We start from the raw sequence: 20278 nt of genomic DNA on the forward strand, positions 1-20278 counted from the left end.
CATTCATCGCCGTTTATTTCCATATGGTCCATACACTCGCCGTTGAGCCGGCGTGCGTCCGCCGAACGGCGCATCGCGGGGTAGCGCGCTGAGTAATGTGCAGAAGAAAGTCTGTGGGCAGGAAGGGCCCGAGCAACTGGTGCCCTGCTGAGCGCCAGCAAACGAGTCAGAATGATCGGGCATGCACGACGCGACCCATATGCGCCGCCGCATGCGACCAAAGGTCAATATCGGTATTCCCAGCCAACCTGTACCCTACTTCCTGGACGTGGGGTATCGTGCATTCGCGGACGACGCGCACCAGGAAATCAGGAGCCACGTCGTCACTCGCGGAAAACGATGATCCCTGACCGGCCCGGCTGGCGAGCGCCCGGCCCGGCGACAGAACACCGGGCACCAGGGCAGTGGCAGGAGAAAATCAGGCCGCGAGGCATGCCGGACTGCTCCTTTCCAGCGGACCCGGAGGATTGAACGGTGAACGACCTCGTCATCGCCTTGATCGTGTTTGCCTGTGTATTCGGCAGTGCAATGCTTGGCTTGTTTCTGCGCGCCATGCTGCCGGAGCACCACCTTAGCGAGGAATCAATCGGTGTCGTCAAGCTGGCAACTGGCCTGATCGGCACGATTGCCGCGTTAGTGCTTGGCCTGCTGATCTCGTCGGCGAAGAGTTCATTCGATACGGTGAACAGCGAGCTTGTGCGCAATGCTGCCAGCATCATTCTCCTCGATCGCGTACTGGCCAAATATGGAACGGAAACGCAGGAAGTCCGTGGCTTGATCAAGCAGAGCTACGGCAGGTCGATCCAGATACTCGCTTCCCGCGATCCTGCGGAGCTTGCAAGACTTCGTGGCTCCGAGGTACTTAAACAGATGGAAAGCCTTCAGCGCAAGCTGGAGGAACTTTCGCCGCGCACCGAGGCACAGCGTCAGCTGCAGGCGAGTGCCATCCAGATTGCCGCTGAAGTGCTGGCTGTGCGCCGGCTGGCCTTGCTGCAATCGGCGGGCTCAGTCCCCATAACGCTTCTGATAATCCTGGTGTTGTGGCTGTCCATTATCTTTGGCGCGTTCGGCACGTTCGCTTCACCCAACGGGTTCGTCATTGCAGCGTTGCTTCTGGGTGCGCTATCCGCTTCCGCGGCGATTTTTCTGATCCTGGAAATGAACACGCCGCTCGATGGGGTGATCAGCATCTCGCTTGCGCCTATGCGCGAGGCGCTCGCCATGCTCGGCCAGTAGCGGTTATAGGTGTCGTCATCGTCAACCTCAGCGACGATTTGGTAGAGGTTGACCCTATGACGACGCGATCTCGTCAGGCTTTACGGCAAGTGCGTTGGAAAGGCACCGGATACCTGGCGCATCGGTAGCATCTGCCGATGCCTGAAAGCGAGCCGGCATAGCGACCGCTTTGCGTTTCGTCTTCGGCCATTCATAGTGACCGCGTGAATGTCGCTTGATGGCCCAATTGTCGCGCGAGCCAGGGCAGCGGAATTGCCGATTGTTGCTGTAAGTGGGGAAGTTTCGCGTGCTACAGATCTGCTATAGCAGGGGTGGCAACCCATATCTGACAGGCCTTGCGCCTGTCATTCCACCCCCTGAACTATCGCCGCCCGGGAAGGCTCGGCAAAGTCATTTCGAACGGCCCAGTTCCGACCCGATCCGGACTGTCGACCTAACGGAACATTGATGGCTCTTTGCAAAGTGAAGCGGACGTTCGTCGGACGAAGCCCTTGAACAGCTGAGCGTGTGTCGGACACACCAGAGTCGAGCGAGCCAAGTTTGCACGACCTGCCTCAGACTATTCGTCATAAGCGCTCCATCTGAAGTAGCTCCAACTTTACACGACCCGGAAAGCCATAGCGGATAAGGGACTCACAGGGGGAGAGCCTAGGCAACGTCTCCAGCTTGTAAAACAATTTCATACAACCTACCCTTGATTGACCTGATGCGGGCAGAAAGGGGCAGCAGCAATTCCACGCGCGCCCATGACGTGCCCACTTATGAGCTGTGCGGTCCGAAGCCTGGCGGATTCATTGCTCTGGCGCCGGTGTTTCACTCAAGCCTCGAGGCTCCGATGTCACAGCGCTCCTTGTCTCGATTTTCTAAGGCACTCGGCCTTCTCGTCGTCGCATTGGTTTACGCGACCTCAGCCGGTGCGACATGCAGTGACACTCGAATTAAAAACATGGCTGAAGAGAAAACGATCGCGGAGATTGCAAAAAGTTGCGAGATGGATAAGGACGAGGTTTACAAAGTTTTAAACGGAAAAGCGAGCAGCATCGCGGCGGCACCGAGCGACGGAGCTAACACAGCCAGTCTTCCACCAGGGACGCCCTTGGAAGAGTGTGGATGCTGGGGAAAACTTGATTCTTCCGTTCGGCAACCACTGCCAAGATGCCGAAGTGGGTACGCCCAAACTAAGCGTTGCGGCGGCTTTTGCGCGTTTTCGGGATTCTATGAGTCGCAACGCGTATGCACTGAATGAGTCCGCGCAACCCGATTTGAAAGAGGTCTGGGAGCAAATACATCAACTAATGGTTATTGGATTTGGCTATGCGTCGTCTGTGTGTAGCATGGCGTGGGTGCGGTTACGGCATCGATCGTGAATAAGTCCAAAGCGGGGCTTGCCCTGGCGTGCCGATTGCTTCGCGTCGAGACGCCGGCGTCAGTGATTGCCTATCGGACTTTGGTCTTATTTTGGCCCTTTATTCTTTTGCGAGGTTCAACCACCACGCTGGCTCTGGAAACAAGTGGTCCGCGAAACCTGCCCTGAGTCAACGGTTCCTCTCAATCGCGCTTTCCCGCGCAAGGTTGCCGAGCAACGGCAGGACTCTACCGCTCCCGGCACCTCGGGCAAATGACCCCATGTTCATCATTGTGCTCGTTGATCGTTCTGTATCAATGCTTTTCAGAGGGAGCACGCGCGCCGCGCTCCGCATCGAAGCCCGACGACCTTCACGGGAGTCTGAGCCATGCAACGAATCGCCCGCCTGTCAGTCGGCCTCACGCTCGTCTCGCTCGGCTGTGCGGCAGCGGCCCAGCAGCCGATCATCTATCCGGCGAGAGGGCAGAGTCCGGCGCAGCAGCAAACCGACACCGCCGAATGCCGCTCGTGGGCGCAGCAGACCACCGGCGTCGATCCGGTCGCGCTAGCCGAGCAGATGTCGAGCGCCCCGCCACAGCCGGAGCGGCGCGGCGGCCTCTTTCGCGGGGCCGGGGGCGGCGCGCTGTTCGGCACACTGATCGGCGGCGCGGCCGGCGGCCACTGGGGCGAGGGCGCGGGTATCGGCGCGCTCGTCGGCACGATGGGCATGGGCATGCGAATGCGGCGCGAGCAGCAGCAAATGGAAATGCAGCAAACGGGCATGCATCAGCAGGCCTCGGGCCAGCTTGCGACCTACAACCGAGCCGTCGCGGCGTGCATGACCGGCCGCGGCTACACCGTCGAGTAGACAGGGCGCCGGCCTCGCCCGCGCACCAGCTGCGGAGCGCGCGCTCACGAGACGGTCCGCGACAAAAAGGAGGTCACACCATGCCGAAGCCTTTGCGGGCCACCGCCCTTGCGATCCTCGTCGGCCTGGCGCCGTCGCTGGGGCTCGGGGCGGACTTCGACGGCAGCAAGCCGCTCCTCTGCGCAACGATCGACGCGCACTTCTGCGACATCGGCGAGGTGTGCTTCCGAACGCTGCCCGGGATCCTGGGCGCGCCGGATTTCGTCCATATCAACTTCGCGAAGAAGACCATCGTTGGGTCGTCGCAACGCTCGACCGCGATCCGGTACATGGAAAGCGGCGAAGGCCAGTTGCTCATGCAAGGCACCGAACTCGGCTACGGGTGGACCATCGCGCTCGACACTAAGTCGGGCGGCATGTCCGTGACGCTCGTCAACCGCGACGACGTGTTCGTGTTGTTCGGGACCTGCACGCCGTCGTAGCTCGCAGCGGCGACGCCGGTGTGCCGCGCCCCGCGAACCGTGGGTCATCGCCTGATTGCGTCCTGTCAGAGCGCGCACATCGCCCGGCTCCCGGCGGGGCGCTCAAAGGTTTTTTCGACGTTACGAAACGCAAGCCGTAAATGGTCCTTCGTCACCTCGCGTTCGTTCTTGTCGACTGCGATCATTGCAAACTCAAAGATCATCCGATTCCCCCCAAAACCAGTGCGAGCGGATCCGGGAAAACGCCGCACGCCGTCGACTCGAGTGAGGCGTTGGACAGTGAGCGCTTTGGCTTAAAGCACGACCCGCCTCGGATAGAACGTCCGCCATTGACAGCGACCGTTCGCCTAGGCACGCCGACGAGTCATCGGGTTCCCTTACCCTCATTCACACAAAGGGTTGGCCCTGACCCACTAGTCGAAGGTCCGGCGGAAAGGACTCTCCAGCGGTTCTAGACGCGCTTGAATATGCGCATCCGACGAGGAAAAGTCTACAATTCGATTGCCGAACGTCGTGGCCGCTGGTCATCAACGTCGGGGTGCTCATTTTTCGCCGCACTTTGATCGATCAGCGATCTTTTCGAGTCTCTCCCACCCAGTTTTGCTATCCACCTGAAGGAGAAGAGATGAAATCCATGAAGACCTACGTTGCCACAGCGATCGCCGTCAGCGCTATTGTTGCGATCGTGCCCGTTGTTAATGCACAAGAGACGACTGCGGCAGCTTCAGCAACAGCTCCCTCTCGTTCGTCGATTAGAGCAGCAAATAGGGAGTTGGCGAAGCGAGTTCAGACGGCGTTGTACAAACAAAAGGGCTTGGCGACGACTGATCTTCACGCCATCGCTCGTAGCGGCAAGATCACGCTTGTAGGAATGGTTGCAGATCAGGCGCAGATAGATCTCGCAGGGAAAGTTGCTGAGAGTGTTCCTGGAGTTACGTCGGTCAAGAACAATTTGACAGTGGAAGAAGAAGGAAATTAATGTTTGAGTCCAACCGCATCCTTTGACTGCACTGGCGCGCCTTGAGAACAAGAATGTTACGTTCTCAACGGCGACGCCTTTGCCGGGGAAAGCACTTGCATGGCTGAGTGAAGACCGTGCTCCGCTCGATATTGGCCCGGTGTCGAATCGCGTGCAAACGGGCAGGTTCAATGACAAGCGGGTTGAATATCTGTATTCGCGAGGATGAATGGCCGAAGGCATCCGAACGCGGTCCGATGCTGAACTTGCAACATCGAATGGCTGTCGCCTGTCCTCGATCGATGGTTCGCGACCAAAGGTGTGTGAAAACGCGAAATCACCCGGTATTAGGGTGTCGCTTCACCCTTCCCGAGTCGTCACCAAGCCAACACAACGCGATCTGAAGGTCGAGTTTTTCGATCGGCCCGCTTGACGTTGGTTTTCACACACCCTCGACTCAATACCGCCACGCGGTACGAAGCCAAGTTAATGGCCGCTTCGTGAGCCGAACCGTCGCTCGAATGGCGACATCACCGACGCAGCCAACGACAGCTACTGGCCGAGGTTATGTGGAAACGGGCGAAGGTGTGCCTCCATTGAATCCTCGCGCACGCCCAAGCGTAGGGCTTACAACTCCCGGGCTGCGTTGCGCAAAATTTCCTGGAGCGCGTTGGGCAATCGGTGGAAGCTATACGACTTCCTCTAGTCGCAACTGTAGAGGAACTCGATTGGCTTCCAGAAAATTACCCAAATAACTTCCACTTTGGTCCGTTTCAGACGTCAAAAGCCGCTTCCTTCACACGGTCTATTACTCAAATAACTTCCGAGATCGACAAGTTTCAACCATAAACCTTCCATCGTTGCAGCCTATAGTCAGCTGACACTGCAGACGTCCAGCGTGAGCCGCACGACGGCGGCGAGACAATGACGTCCCACTCGAGCGTCTCAAGATCGGCCATTGCTGACGTTGGCGTGTCGGCCAGTGTGAGGCAGCTGATAGGCGCTTTGCCGCCGTTCGCGCCGTCGAAGCCTCGAATGTCAGGTGCCGATGCGAGTGAACGAGTACTCACGACCCAATATGTCCGTTCGATTGGGTTTGACGCTACCGTCAGCTTTCTGGCGGCGGATTCAACCGATCGATGCAACACAATGATCGCTGCGTGAGCAGCGGGAGTGTTGCAAATGAAACAGCGACGCCGGATCTATTACAGCGAAACGCAGAAGGCGCTGATGTGGGAACGTTGGCGCAAAGGCGAATCTTTGCAGAAGATTGCTCAGCTTTTCGACCGAAACCACTCGTCGGTGCAGGGAATTCTCGCTGAAACAGGTGGCATCCAACCATTACAACGGCATCGATCGAGATCGGCACTGACTTTGGAGGAGCGCGAGGAGATTTCGCGAGGGCTTGTAGCGGATGATTCTATCCAGACAATTGCGAAGCGGCTTTCCCGGGCACCGTCCACCATCTGCCGTGAGATCAGGCGTAACAGTGGACCAGAAGGCTATCGGGCAAGCCGCGTCGATCAGCTCGTATGGGATCGCGCGCAGCGCCCCAAAGCATGTAAACTCGTTCAGCACCGGATGCTGGCGAACATCGTCGCCGGCAAGCTCCAGTTGCAGTGGTCACCCCAGCAGATTGCCGGATGGCTCAAGCGGGCGTATCCAGATGACGAGGACTACCACGTGTCTCACGAGACCATCTATCGCAGTCTCTTCATACAGGCACGTGGCGCCCTGAAGAAAGAGTTACTGGAGCACTTGCGGCGCACCCGCACCATGCGCCGTTCTCGTCACCACACCCAGAAGACAGGCGATCACGGCAGGATTCGTGACACGGTACCGATCAGCGAACGCCCCGCTAGCGTGGAGGACCGCGCGGTGCCGGGCCACTGGGAAGGTGATCTCCTGTGCGGTAGTTCCAGCAGCCAGATTGCGACCCTCGTCGAGCGTCAAACCCGCTATGTCATGCTCGTCAAGATAGCGAATAAGAACAGCGAGACGGTCATCAACGCACTCGTCAAACACGCCTGCAAGCTGCCGCAGGAACTCTATAAATCCCTGACATGGGATCGGGGAACCGAGATGGCCGCGCACAAACGATTTACCGTGGATACGGATATACAGGTCTATTTCTGTGATCCCCAGCATCCATGGCAGCGCGGATCAAATGAAAATACAAACGGGCTCTTAAGGCAGTACTTTCCCAAGGGTACCGATCTATCGGTGTACTCGCAGGCTAAACTCAACGCTGTGGCTCGACGGCTGAACGAGCGACCAAGAAAGACCCTCGGTTACGAAACGCCAGCCGAGCGATTCCAGCAAACTATTGCGTCGATCGGTTGAATCCGCCGGGTCGAGCAGCCGTCCGTGGTCGCCAGACAACGGATCCGAGAAGCGTTACGGGTTTTAGCGGATCGGGCTGATCACTACCCGACTGGCACCGGGGGGCATTTCTTGACCGGCGCCAGCAGCGCTCTCCCCATTTCTAGTGGAATACAACGCCGGTGGTGCCATAGCCGCCAGGCGCGTGCCTTCGCGGCCTGGACGAGGCTGTTGACGGCCTCGACGTGGCCGTTATGCAGGTGCACGGCGCCGAAGGTCTTGAGCGCGCTGCTCCAGTGGGTCAAGAGGGTCACGGCAAGCTGAGCGGGTGCCGCGGCCCATTTCGCTGCGCAGGCAAGTGTGCGAGCTTGCATACTCAAAGTGGCGCTTTCCGGCCACTCGCCTATCACTGAAACTCAATGCGCTCGGAAGTGATCACGATGCTGTCCGACATGTCTTCGCGGGGTATGTTTCTCATCGGCGTCGCCTCGTTGGCGCTTCCGGCTGTGCTGGCATTGGCTGCGAAGGCGCTTTTCGGTTGGCGCTATGGAAACACCGTCGAACGCCACATGAATCAGCGGGGCAGCGGTCTTTCCAATGACGCGGTGGTCGCCAGCACACAGGAGGAATCGGGGCCGGCTCGCCAGTCGCTTACCTTGCGTCAGGTCGAGGCGCCGGCGCCCAGCACTTCCATCGCCGACGACCGTCGTCGCGAGGCGCTACAAACCGCCATCCGAGTGCGATGGACATTCGCCGTGGCTGGATGCGTCCAGATGGCATCGACCGCGATGGTGATGCACGGGATTCTCTCCGGCAGCTCGGCAGCGCTGGTGTATCCGCCTGTGCTGACGGCCTACTTGACGATGCTTCCGGGGGCAGTGCTGCTCGCCGCCTTCGCCGTGCGGGAAACACGTTCGCGGGTGGCTTTTCTGGCCACCTATTTGATCGTGGGTGTCGGCGTGTTCGTCCTCGGGCCTGATCACATCCTGGCGAACGGTCCCAACGTCGTGATTTCGCACTTGCGAATCGCCCTAAGGAATTCGGTGATGCCTTTGCTTGGCGTGGCCCTGCTCATGGCGCGCCGGCTGCGACCCATTCTGCTGGCGGTGGCCGCGTACGGCGTCTATTTGCTGATCGGGACGGCGGTGTTCGGATTCTTTTTTGGCAGGGAGGTGATGAACACAGATCCAAGCCTCATTCCGGCGTCGGCCCTGTGGTTGGGGCTTGCCAATCTCTGCTTTGGGGCGGCCGTGCTCTTCTGGCTCCTGCGCCAGCATCGGCCTATCGTGCCGATCGTGGCCCTCTTGGCGGTGATCGTCATTGTTGCCTGGGCTGTCGATCGCTGGCTTTCCCTGAGCTTCCCGCTGGGGCAACTTGCGCTCGGTAGCGCGTCGAACGTGCTGCAATGGTACGTGTTGTGGCTGATCTTTCAAGGCTTCATCCGGCTGCAGGAGCAGCGCGTCATTCCGAGCGAGATTCTTCACTGGGACCTTTGCTGGCTGTTCCTGGCTCTGGTCACGAAGCCAGACATCGGCGTCTTCCTGAGCCTTCCCGACGCCGACCTCTTGAACTCGATTGGTCAGGGCCAGCTGTTGGCTCTCGCTCCCTTCGCGTGCAACGTCCTCGTCCTGCACACGGCGCTTCACCATCACCGCAGAGTTCACCCAGATCGACCGGGCCGAAGATTGCTCCTGCTGCGCGTGTTCGGCGACACGGCGAGGCGGGTGCGCCTCGTGGACATGCTCGGTGAGGCGTGGAGGCGCGCCGGTCGCGTAGACTACATTGCGGGCACGGATCTGGCGCAGCGGCACGTTGCCGCTCGTGCCCTGGAAGCGTTCGTCCGGGGGCGGCTCCAGACCCTTTTCCTGAAGTCGCGGGACGAAGTCGATGAAGGTGTGGGCTCCCTGCGCGAGCGCCGCGAAATGGATCTTCGCTACCCGATCAACGAGTTGTACTGCTATGCCGATGCATGGCAATACGCGGTGCGGAGTCTCGCGCCCGAGTCGGATGCCGTTCTCATGGATCTGCGCGGCTTCACGTCGCAAAATCTAGGTTGCGTCTTCGAGCTGGGTGTACTGGTTCAGACCGTGCCGCTCAAGCGGATCATCCTGCTGACAGATTGGACGACTGATATGCGCGCGCTGTCCGACGCGATGCAGAGCGCATGGCAAGTTGCGCCGGCGGGCAGCGTCAACATCCACCTTGCACAGCCGACGGTGATCGTCATTCCGTTCACCGGAAAGACTCAGGCAGATAGAGAACTACTCGAGTCCTGGCTCTTTTCGATCGTGTTCGGAGCGACTGCCACATCCGAATTGCCTTTCAGTCGAACGTGACGGCACGGTCGGTCGCACAAGGTGATCGCCAGGCAGCTTGGGCTTTCGCCGACCACGGTGCGTAATGTCCTGCAGCACGTTTACGCCAAACCCGGGATTGGTGACAAATCTTAGCTTGCCGTGCTCGACCTTACGCTCAGATGGGGCGCGAAAATTGTGTGACCGGCTCCTATCGGAGTACAGCGGTCGCATGAATGACCGGACCGAAGGAACGACCAGCGGCAGCTATTGGCCGTTCTGCGACAACCGGGTAGCCACTATCATCTCGCCGCTTTCACTGCGCCGCACAATGGCAAATCAACCGCGGAGTGCAGATGCCCATCTTTTTCTGCCCTATCCTGTGGTCTGGCGTCAGAAGGACCCTTCGATGAGGTGTGCGTCATGGTCGACAAAATCGACGATCTGCCGGTTATGGTGTACGACTGGAAGGACGAAAGAATTCGGCAGATTGCGGAGAATATCTGGCATGCCCAGATGGCAGGCTGGCCGGCGATTCTGACATATGTTCGCCGGCCAAAGAAGTATCTCATCAGGGGAAAATCGCTGCGCGGCATTCCAAACATCGAGAGCCGCGACGAATATCCGTTTGCAAGCACGCTGGAAAATGAGGGGAGCGTGTGGGTTGGTCACGCACCTGGAGAGCAGCAGGACGAGCAAGGTAAATTGATCAGCGCGTTTTATGGTCGCCACGGCGCCTATAGGAGGGGCACCACTTTCAAATTTCGTGTAAGCGTTATCAACTTTCCAACATCGAGGTGACGAGCGGCAAAGTATGTCGCTCGCAGTTCACCTATGCCAAAGGCATAAAGCGACCCACTTCGGCCGAGCGACTCAACGCGACGATAACGGCGGCTTCCAGCGTTCAACGGCCGCTCGCGAATTGGCCGAGTACCGGACACGCGAGTACGCCCGTCGCGAAACCAAAGTCCTTGCGGGCCAGCCCTGCTGCATCTGCAAACGGAGGGGTCTCCCCGCGGCAACAATCGGCGCGATTGTGAACATTGGCGTGAGCGTGGTTTCTGAACCTTTTTATCCCTTGCATGCCGCTTCCAATGGCAGCGGGAACCGACGAGTGACTAGCTAAGTGCTGGCTGCTGAGACGGAACGGTTACTCTTCGATTTTGAGCCGCAACCATCGATCGGTACCGTGGTCGATCTGCACGATGCGGACCACGTGCTCCAAGGAGAACTACGTCTGACGTCTGTTCCTGAGAGCGGAGAAACGAGTGGCGGATTGCGGCTCGCATTAGTCTGCATGTGCTGTCGGTGGCGCCCTATAACAAACAAGCTACAAGTTCAACGCGAACGCATATGACTTGGGGCGGCTTCGAGGAGAAAACCCATGCTACCGATTGGATCCCTGGCCGACGCAGAGGCCGAGCTTGCTGCCACCTTCCGGGGGCAGATTCTGAAACCCATGGACGCCGGTTATGAAGATGCGAGAAGGGTTCACAACGGCCTGGTCGACAAGCGCCCCGCCTTGATCGCCAGATGTCACGGCGTGGCCGACGTTGTCGGAGCCCTCGATGTCACCCGCAGGCTCGGCCTTGAGGTTGCAGTTCGCGGCGGCGGGCACAACGTGGCGGGACGGGCGACGATTGATGATGGGGTGGTGGTCGATCTCTCGTCGATGAAAGGCATCCACGTCGATCCAGAAAGCAGAACAGTCTGGGCGCAAGGCGGCGTTACCTGGGGCGAGCTCAATCGCGAGACGCAGTTGCATGGCCTGGCCGTCACCGGTGGCGTCGTCTCAAGCACGGGCATTGCCGGGCTTACTCTCGGGGGCGGGGTGGGCTGGCTGATGGGCAAATACGGCCTGGCACTCGATAATCTGCGAGCGGTGGATCTCGTCACAGCCGACGGCAAGGTGTTGCGGGCGAGCAAGGACCGGGAGCCTGAGCTGTTCTGGGCTCTTCGAGGCGGCGGCGGAAACTTCGGGGTCGCCACGAGCTTCGAGTATGAACTTCACCCGGTTGGACCGACCATTATGGGCGGCCCGATCGTCCACCCGATCGAACGCGCGCGCGCCCTGCTGGAATTTTTCCGCGACATTGCGCCATCGCTATCGGATGAGCAGACGTTGTACGCAACACTGACGCATGCGCCGGACGGGTCCGGCAAGGAAGTGGCTGCCTTGGTCGCTAGCCATTGTGGGTCGTTGGAAGACGCCGAAAGAGCCATGCGGCCGCTGAAACAGTTCGCGCATCCTATCGTGGATGCCGTTGGGCCGATACCTTACTGCCAGCTCAACAGGATGCTTGACGCCAATTTCCCGAAGGGCGCTCTTAACTATTGGAAGTCCAGCTTCCTCACAGAGCTGAGTGACGCTGCGATTGATGCCATGATCAGATGCTTCGCGCGATGCCCGACGACGAAGGGTCAACTGCTTCTCGAACATTTCCACGGCGCGGTCACCCGTGTAGATGTTAGCGATACCGCGTTCCCGCACCGCCGCGAGGGCTATAACTTCCTGGTGCTCGCTCAATGGATGCAACCGGAGGAGTCCCGCGCATGCGTCGCGTGGGCTCGCGAAACGTACGAAGAGATGCAGCCTTTCTTTGCGGCGGGTCGCTATGTCAACTATCTGGACGACGATGACACGGGCGAGCCCATTGCAGCATACGGTCCCAATTACCGACGGCTTCAGCAGATCAAGGCCAGGTACGATCCGACAAACTTCTTCCACATGAATCAGAACATCCGGCCGCTGGCCTGATGGGGGGCGTGGCGGGCAAAGCGGAGGAAAGCATGGCAGACCATCATCTCAACACGAATGAGATTTCGCGAACTGTCGCAGATCTGCCTGGCCCACCCGGCTTGCCCCTGCTGGGAAACCTGTTTCAGATGGCGCCCGCAAAACTCCACTTGACCCTGGAGCGATGGGCCAGGCAGTACGGTTCACCGTTCAGGGTCCAACTCGGCACAATTCCGATAACAGTCTGGACGGAGGCGGACCTGTTTCAGACTGTCATGCGCGAGCGTCCGAGCCTGTACCGGCGTTTTTCGCCGATAGAATCCGCAATGACAGAACTTGGCGGAAACGGGCTCTTCTCTGCCGAAGGCCCGGCTTGGGAACCGCAGCGCCGGCTAATCATGCGTGCGCTGTCCTTTTCCAATATCAAGGCGTTCTATCCGGCGCTATCGTCGATTACCCAGCGTTTCCTCGTTCGCCTCCAGAGCGCCGCAAAGGAGAATAGAACGCTAGAAATGGCGGACGAACTTAAGCGCTATACCGTGGACGTGACAAGCACGCTCGCCTTCGGCGAGGATCCGCATACGCTCGAGCAGGAGCGCGGTGTGATACAGGAACAGCTGGCGCTGATACTGCCGGCGCTCATGAGACGTGTCACAGCGCTATTTCCATACTGGCGCTATGTCTCGCTACCGGAAGACCGGCGGCTCGCGCGTGCAATGGTGGAAGTGCATGGTTACATTAAAAAAATGATTGAACGAGCACAGGACCGTATGCGACAGTCCCCTGATTCACCGCCGCACAATCTGCTCGAAGCCATGCTTGCGGCGCGCAATGAGCCCGATTCAACGGTAACCGACGAACTGGTCTCGGCCAACGTCCTGACGCTGCTGGTCGCGGGCGAAGATACGACGGCAAATTCAATTGCCTGGGCGCTAATGTACATTGCTGCGGATTTACCTTTGCAGCATCGGCTCTTCGAACAATCATCTGCAGCACTCGGTGGGTCCCCGGTCTGTCCGGACTACGATGCATTAAAGCACCTCGATCTTTGTGAGGCGGTGTGCAGCGAGGCCCTACGACTGCGGCCCGTTGCAGCGATACAGACGTTCGAGCCGCTATCCGATGTGTGCTTGGATGGCGTTGCCATACCTGCGGGAACGCGCATGTTCTTCCTAACGCGCCCGAGCATGCTGGACCCGCAGAATTTCGTGCATCCGGAGGTATTCAACCCTGACCGCTGGAAGCATCCCCGGGATCCGTCTGACGGTGCGCATGAACAGAAGGCTTACCTGACATTCGGCGCGGGCCCACGAGTTTGTCCGGGCCGCTATCTGGCAGGCGTCGAGATGAGACTCGTGATATCAATGTTGATGAAGCATTTCAGAGTCGAACTGGCAATCGACCCGGAGGAAATTGAAGAGATTTCTGCCTTTACGATGGTGCCGAACAGAATGCCAGTGAAGCTTCACCCCGTCACCTGAGTTGCCGACGGCTGACAGAGATCGGCTGAATCATGCCTCGGCTCACGCCACGTACTCCAAACCGTTGGACCTAGGGCAGTTCAGACTCACGAAGCTCGATGAGGGAAAATCTGGCATCGCAAACCTGCGATTCATCTAGTTGCTGGACTGAAGTCAGCAAAGCCCGTCAAGGCCGTCGGCGAATGGTCGCGCCAGCGGCTGCTAAGGCCGAATCGTGCGCGTACCTCGTCCGTCAGGTTCCGGAGTAATGCGGCCATTCCAACGGCAAGTTTCCCCGCTCGCCGAACGTCTGGATGTGGCCGGTAGTACCCGTTCAGACCAGATGCCAGTGAGCAGCCATTGAGGATCTCAACGACCGCTTCGCAGAGCGTTCTCGAATTGGTACTACCGGCCAACAGCCGCCGTTCAACGGGAGCATCACAACGACCGCTGTCGGTGGGCGGCCGGTGCGTTCTGTCATTGCGTTGGCAATGCGCCAGTTCTGGATGCTCGAGACCATCGAAACGGCGATGATATGAGTTTGCTGTTCTGACCAGAAAGCAATGTCAGGGCTTGCGCCTTGCCACGCTTGGTGCGAAGCGGCACGTTGCCAACGGGAGAACGGCCAGAACGGCTCCGCCAAGGAATGTGGCAGAGGCGCCATGCCGATCCCACAACCAGCCGACGATGACGCTCGCAAGCAGCATGCAGATTCCGCCCGCAAGATTGAAAACGCCGAGCGCCGTGCCTCTTAGCGATTGCGGGGCCGTTTCCGCGACCATCGCGGCGAGTATGCCTTGCGTGAAGCCCATATGCAGGCCCCACAGCGCGATGCCGATAAGAACGGCGATGATCGATGCACTCGCGCCCAATACCAGGTCCGCCGCGATCAGCATGACGATTCCGAGCGCAAGCAGAACGCGGCGGTCGCTTCGATCGGAGACGACTCCGGCGGGATCCGCACTGAGCGCGTAGGCGAGACTCATGACGACCATGACGCCGGGAATCCAGCCGATATTGATGCCCGTCTGCTGCGCGCGCAGGACTAGAAATGCCTCGCTGAACCGCGTGAGCGTGAAGGCAGCGCCCATCGCTACGACGAACCATTAGCGGCCCGAAAATTCCCGCAACGCCGCCCAGCGCAGCGGCGACTGGAAGCGGCGAGACTCGTGTTCGTGCGCGGGCTCCTCGATGCCGAACACGATCACGCCGAAGGCGATCACCACGGGCACGACAGCAAACCAGAGGACCGTACGAATGTGATCCGAGAACAGGAGCATCAGTCCGATTGCGACAAGCGGTCCGGCGAACGCACCGATCGTATCCATCGATTGTCTGAGGCCGAAGCACGCGCCTCGAATCTCCGGCGGCGCGACATCGGCGACGAGCGCGTCACGTGGCGCACTGCGAATGCCTTTGCCAGACCTGTCGATGAGGCGCGCTGCCACGACGACCGCAGGCGTAGCTGCCAGGGGAAAAAGCGGTTTGGAAAGCGCGGCCAGTCCATAGCCGAGCAACAGCAGCGGCTTGCGCCTGCCAAGCCAGTCGCTCACGGGGCCCGAGAAGATCCTCACGATCATCGCCGTCGCCTCGGCAGCCCCTTCGAGCACGCCAAGCGCACTCATGCTCATGCCCATCGTGGTGACAAGAAATATGGGTAGCAGTGCGTGAATGAGTTCAGACGATAGATCCATGAAAAGGCTGACGAGTCCCAGCATTCGCACAGCGCGAGGAACAGGAATGCGTGCGTCGGAGCGAGTCTCAGATCTCATCGTTTTCTATCTCAAATGCCGCGTCGCAGATATCGGTACTCGTCCCACGTAAGGGCGATGACAACCATGTCCAGTGCCGTCACCAGCAGTAGCCAGATTGAATGGGTGTATGTGTAACGATAGCCCTAACAGCGCGAAGACAACGATCGAGACGGGAAAGTACCAGAGCCTCTCGCGCAGCAGGCCGGCCACGAGCCAAAGCTTGATCACCCCGTGACTCATCAGATAGAGTCCGGCGAATCGCTGGGAGTCAACGGACAGGTGCTGCACGATGTGAAGAAGGACGTTTGCTACCGGATCGTGCGGATCTTCAGCGAACTCATCCCGGGTGACCCACAGCGCCAGCACCAGGAAATACCGTTGCGGCACCAGGCAGGTGGCGACGCCGGCCACCATTTCCGCAAGCGCAAAGATTGCCTTGAGCCCCAGGCCCAATTCGAAGATCCGGTGCAGGCTCTTCTCATTCGGGAGCCACCGCGTAGCCGACTCACGCATTCGCGGTCCCCGGTTCTGCGATTTCGTCGCGTTTGCCGGAAGCTCGTTGCACGGCTGTGGTCGAAATGGACCACACCTGGTGACCGGGCATCTATTCGGTAGCCGCCATCACCGATGCACCGCCCCTATCGGGCTGTGGTCGGGCAGGAGCAGACGATCGACATCCCTCTCCGAAACGTCCGCGACTTCTCGTCGATACGTGTAACCCGTTCTGGGCGGGCCAAACATAAACTTCTGACATCTCATTTTCGGGAAAGCGAATGTTTCGTTTCTTGAATTCGGGAAATAGAACAATGAATTGTATTCCATCAATCTTAGGTTTTGATTAAGAGGTGGACGCATTTCATGGTATTTGATGTATATTTTTATATTTCGGCAAGCATTACGTGAATCATTCGATAAGATCATTAAAGAAGGCATTATTTCTTGTTGCAATGTCTTATCTAGTCAATGAACGGATCAGGTGCCAGGCGTTTTCCCTGACCTTCGATGTTCTTTCCGCCGCGTTTTTCTCTGCTCACTGAAATTCACGCTTTCTACTTCATAACCTAGCCTTACAGAGCCGCGAGACCAAGGCGAAGTACAGCATGTCAATGTCTACACGGTAACTTGACCGCAGGCTGTTCCCAGTCGAGCACCACTTTCCGCAATTCCACCAACGATATAAATGAATGCGGCAATGCCGCATAAGTTCTGTTGTCGACGTGCTTGCATCGCTTCTCATTGTTATTCAGCGTCTTAAACGGGAATCCAACATTACGAAAATATCGACAAGCAAGTGAATGAATATTTCGTTATCCATACATTCATTCGTATCTCTCTATATAAACCATCAAATTATTTTCTGTGCATTCTTTCCACTCCTTCCTCATCCTTACCACCGGAACGAAGCATTGCACACAGCACTCAAGCGTTTCTCTCACCTGTTTTGCTGCTCAAAGGAGCCGACTGATGAAAAAACCGTTACTGGCCGTTCTACTCGTGGCGACGGCCGTGCTTGCAGCGTGCGGAGGAGGAGACAACTCCACTTCGACGCCGACTTCATCGACACCCGCCCCCGCGCCGTCCAAGCTGTTGACGACCATCGCCGTGCCAAATTCCACGACGCCGGCGTTCAGTTTCGATATCGGCTACACGGAAGCAGGCAGGTACTATCTGGCGGACCGAAACAACAAATCCGTCGACGTCGTCGATACGAAATCGAACACGCTGATCGCGCAAATTACGGGAGGTTTTACGGGCGCAGGCGCGAGCACGGATGCGTCCGGGCCCGACGGCATCGTCGGTGTGACGGGAACGAACACGCTGTATGTGGGCGACGTCGATTCGGTGAAAATCGTCGATACGGCCGCGATGAAAACGGTCAAGACGATTCCGATCAGTGCGTCAGGTTCGCGCGTCGACGAAGGCTGTTATGATCCCGACGATCATCTCATCATGTTCGCAAGCCCGGGCGAGACGCCGCCGTACGTCACGTTCATCTCGACGACGACGCAAGCAGTCATATCGAAGCTGACCTTCACCGGCTCATCGGGACTGGAAGCTTGCACGTATGACGCGGCGTCGAAGAGTTTCCTCATCAACAACGACGGAACGACGGCTAATCCGACGGGCGAACTCGACGTCATCACAGCCAGTTCCGTCACATCGGGTACGCCTGCTGTCAGCAAGGCATTTTCACTCGGCAAATGCGAGCCGTCTGGCATTGCACTCGGGCCTAACAGCGATGTGCTGATCGGCTGCGATCCGTCCGCGGGTAATCCGCTGATCACGTTGATTCTCGACCGCAACACGGGGGCCCAACTTGCGTCGATACCCTTTGGCGGAACGGACCAGGTCGCATACGATCCCGGCTCGAATCGCTATTTCCTGCCGGCGCGCCATTGGGTGACGAGCGGAACGGCGGCGGCATCGGGCTTCACACCCCAGATGGGCGTGATCGACGGCGCGACGCGCAAGCTGCTCTATACCGTCGCGGTAGGCACCGGCGCGCACTCGGTTGCAATCGACAGCGGCCTCGGCCAGGTCTATGTGCCGTTCCAGCCAGGCGCCGCCGCGTTTCCGAACGGCGGAATCTCGGTCTTCGCGACGAAGTAGTCGAGTCCTCACGTAGACGGTCTCTGCACGAGATTCCGGTCGTCGTAGTGTTCAGCCAGTGGACAAGAAATTGTGCGCTGGCTTTTTCGCTTCATTGACATATGACTGGTTGACTGTCGCGGCGTTATACCGCGCAGCGTCGGCGCGCAGTGTAGTCCGTCCGAAAGGTTGTCCAGCGACAATGGGGCAGGCATCGCTGCTCATACGCCGAGCAAGGTGTTGCAGCCGCCTTTTCCAAGTCGGTCTTTCCAACACCTCGATTTCTGGAGCATTTGTCATGGACATGCAGCAACTGGTTTCTGAATTTCTCGCGTCGGAACATGGGAGTCAGGCAACCCAGGCACTAGCCGATCAAGGTATCAATGCCGATGACGCCCAGCAGATGCTGGGACAGGTGGCCGAGACGGCGCATGCTCATGTCGAGGAGCAGGGTGCCGGCCTGCTGGGCGAGCATCCGGGCAAGAGCTTCTTTGCGGCGTTTGCCGCTGGGCTGGTCAAGGGCGATGGCGTTTTCAAATCGCTCGAAGAAGGCGGAGAAGGCGTTCTGACCGGTCGCGTGGCCGAATCGCTGGCGGCACGTATGGGCATCGATCCATCGACTGCATCGACGATCGCGGCCGCCGCTACGCCTTATGTGGTTGCGTTTCTCAAGGAAAGGCTCGGCTGAATCGTTGCGCCTCGCGGCCTGATGTCCGTCGACCGGGTTCATCGCGGGGCGCTGTTTGCGTCCGCTCGTCAGCGAGCGGGCGCTCGAATCACATGAGACATACGAAGCTAGAAAGCACGGTTCGCTATCTCGGCATCGAGGTCGACGATGCCCTTGAAATGGCGGAGCAAACTGAGGTTTGATGCGCCCAGCGAGCGGTCGCTTGCCGGGGCCAAATATCTGCCGTTCGACGGCATTGCATAGATTGCGACAATCAACGGCGACATCCAAAGACTGAGTAGGTGCTCCCATTGCCGCTTAGTGAAGAACTATTCCACCATCGGCAACTGCGATCCGTGAGCGATCCTAATTCGCATGCTGGAATAGGGATGCTGGCGGTTGAGAACCGGATCAACCGTTGTTCATCTTCTCCAGCAATCGAAACCCTTCGCGCCAATTGCCCAAGTTGCTGTCGGCGTTGAGATGTCCCTGTGCGCCAACTTCGACGAGTTCGCTGCCCCAGGCAGTTGCGTAGGCGCGTGCGTGGTCCACGCTGCCATACGGATCGTTGGTGCTGGATACGACCACCGTGGGAAACGGCAACCACTCCGATGGCAGGGGTGCGAATCCGCTCGCGGCTACTCGGGGAAATGCCGGTGATGCCGGGTCCGGCACGGCCACAAGCAGCGCGCCACGAATCTCCCGCGCATACCGGGTAGCCCAATGGACCGCGGCCAGACATCCGAGGCTGTGCGCCACTATGAAAGTCTCCCTCCCATTTGCCGCTAGCTGCCGTTCTATGGCCGATACCCAGTCATCGCACACGACGTAATCCCAATCCTCGACCACGAGGCGTTGCCAATCCGGATGCGCGGCCTGCCATATGCTCTGCCAGTGCAAAGGGCCGGAGTTGCCGATGCCAGGAACAACAAGAACGGGGTAGTCCATCTGCCAGATCTCCATGAGTAAACGAGCATCCAGTGTAAAAGCTCGTGAATTAAGGCAACATTGCAAGCCAAATGGATTGACGGTCATGCACGAACGAATTGACGGAAATCGAGGGTACTCACAAATGAAAGCTAAGCCGGTAACGTTGGACAGACTCGACTGGCGAATCCTGGAGGCGCTTCAGTGCAATGCACGCGTCACTAACACGGAACTCGGGAAGCAGATCGGGCTTTCTCAGCCGGCTGTCACCGCCCGCATCAGGAGACTCGAGGAGCTTGGGGTTATCGAGGGCTACGCGGCGCGGATAAATCCCGGCCTCGTCGGTCGGGGCATCAGCGCGATCGTGCGAATTCGCACCACCCACGCTGAAATAAAGCGTTGTCTGAGCGCCTTCGAAGCGATGCCTGAGATCGTCGAGGCGCACCGGATCACCGGCGAAGACTGCTTCATCGTTCGGATGGTGGTTGAAGAGATGGCCCAACTCGAAACCGCGATCGACGCGCTTGCCAGATTCGGGCCCGTGACCACTTCTGTCGTGCTAGCGAGCTATCCGCCGAAGGCGATCCTCGGATCACAGATTTGACAGGCTGCTTTCTAGAAATCTGGATGACCGCTCGA

At 58.7% G+C, this 20278-nt stretch carries 14 protein-coding genes and 3 pseudogenes; 14 read left to right on the plus strand and 3 right to left on the minus strand.

Translation table 11 applies throughout. From position 1 onward, the window contains the following. Positions 1–474 precede the first annotated feature (474 nt). From SB822_RS36470 to SB822_RS36515, 10 genes and pseudogenes are all read left to right on the plus strand, one after another. A complete protein-coding gene (locus SB822_RS36470; RefSeq protein WP_007587550.1) occupies positions 475–1236 on the plus strand; it encodes a DUF4239 domain-containing protein in 762 nt (253 codons plus the stop codon). A 1733-nt stretch (positions 1237–2969) separates the two neighbouring features. Next, positions 2970–3449, plus strand: a complete 480-nt coding sequence (locus SB822_RS36475; RefSeq protein WP_007587551.1) for a glycine zipper family protein — start codon at positions 2970–2972, stop codon at positions 3447–3449. A gap of 80 nt (positions 3450–3529) precedes the next feature. After that, on the plus strand, positions 3530–3931 hold the full coding sequence (locus SB822_RS36480) for a hypothetical protein (protein ID WP_007587553.1): 402 nt from the start codon (positions 3530–3532) through the stop codon (positions 3929–3931). A 625-nt stretch (positions 3932–4556) separates the two neighbouring features. After that, positions 4557–4910 carry a BON domain-containing protein gene (locus tag SB822_RS36485; protein ID WP_410856839.1) on the plus strand — a complete coding sequence of 118 codons (354 nt, stop codon included), beginning with the start codon at positions 4557–4559 and terminating at the stop codon, positions 4908–4910. A gap of 1161 nt (positions 4911–6071) precedes the next feature. Continuing rightward, positions 6072–7232 (plus strand): IS30 family transposase, encoded by a 1161-nt coding sequence (locus SB822_RS36490; protein WP_410856840.1) that lies wholly within the window; start codon positions 6072–6074, stop codon positions 7230–7232. Positions 7233–7630: 398 nt separating this feature from the next. Beyond that, positions 7631–9547, plus strand: coding sequence for a hypothetical protein (locus SB822_RS36495; RefSeq protein WP_410856841.1), 1917 nt, complete (start codon positions 7631–7633; stop codon positions 9545–9547). 18 nt (positions 9548–9565) lie between these two features. Beyond that, a pseudogene (locus SB822_RS36500) lies at positions 9566–9661 on the plus strand (helix-turn-helix transcriptional regulator); the annotation flags it as partial. 267 nt (positions 9662–9928) lie between these two features. Next, positions 9929–10306 (plus strand): hypothetical protein, encoded by a 378-nt coding sequence (locus tag SB822_RS36505; protein WP_410856842.1) that lies wholly within the window; start codon positions 9929–9931, stop codon positions 10304–10306. A gap of 583 nt (positions 10307–10889) precedes the next feature. Next, entirely contained in the window at positions 10890–12263 is a 1374-nt protein-coding gene (locus SB822_RS36510) for an FAD-binding oxidoreductase (protein WP_410856843.1), read from the plus strand. A gap of 32 nt (positions 12264–12295) precedes the next feature. Continuing rightward, the gene (locus SB822_RS36515) at positions 12296–13723 is read left to right on the plus strand and encodes a cytochrome P450 (RefSeq protein WP_410856844.1); all 1428 of its coding nucleotides are present in this window, start codon (positions 12296–12298) and stop codon (positions 13721–13723) included. Positions 13724–14268: 545 nt separating this feature from the next. Here the strand turns inward: SB822_RS36515 and SB822_RS36520 are convergent. Next, positions 14269–15474, minus strand: a pseudogene (locus tag SB822_RS36520) (MFS transporter). A gap of 6 nt (positions 15475–15480) precedes the next feature. Then, on the minus strand, positions 15481–15969 hold the full coding sequence (locus SB822_RS36525; RefSeq protein ID WP_410856845.1) for a DUF2127 domain-containing protein: 489 nt from the start codon (positions 15967–15969) through the stop codon (positions 15481–15483). A 951-nt stretch (positions 15970–16920) separates the two neighbouring features. Here SB822_RS36525 and SB822_RS36530 point away from each other — a divergent pair. From SB822_RS36530 to SB822_RS36540, 3 genes and pseudogenes are all read left to right on the plus strand, one after another. Further along, positions 16921–18066, plus strand: a complete 1146-nt coding sequence (locus tag SB822_RS36530; protein WP_410856846.1) for a YncE family protein — start codon at positions 16921–16923, stop codon at positions 18064–18066. Positions 18067–18343: 277 nt separating this feature from the next. Further along, complete coding sequence (locus SB822_RS36535) at positions 18344–18733, plus strand: hypothetical protein (RefSeq protein WP_097220124.1); 390 nt, start codon at positions 18344–18346, stop codon at positions 18731–18733. Positions 18734–18831: 98 nt separating this feature from the next. Then, a pseudogene (locus SB822_RS36540) lies at positions 18832–18915 on the plus strand (integrase); the annotation flags it as partial. A gap of 208 nt (positions 18916–19123) precedes the next feature. Here the strand turns inward: SB822_RS36540 and SB822_RS36545 are convergent. After that, positions 19124–19660: an RBBP9/YdeN family alpha/beta hydrolase gene (locus tag SB822_RS36545; RefSeq protein ID WP_410856847.1), complete on the minus strand. Its 537-nt coding sequence runs from the start codon at positions 19658–19660 to the stop codon at positions 19124–19126. 124 nt (positions 19661–19784) lie between these two features. Here SB822_RS36545 and SB822_RS36550 point away from each other — a divergent pair, with 124 nt between their 5' ends. Beyond that, on the plus strand, positions 19785–20243 hold the full coding sequence (locus tag SB822_RS36550) for an Lrp/AsnC family transcriptional regulator (protein ID WP_091782217.1): 459 nt from the start codon (positions 19785–19787) through the stop codon (positions 20241–20243). Positions 20244–20278 lie beyond the last annotated feature (35 nt).

The organism is Paraburkholderia sp. SIMBA_054 (genome assembly GCF_046534875.1).
In the GTDB taxonomy this organism is placed as follows: domain Bacteria; phylum Pseudomonadota; class Gammaproteobacteria; order Burkholderiales; family Burkholderiaceae; genus Paraburkholderia; species Paraburkholderia hospita.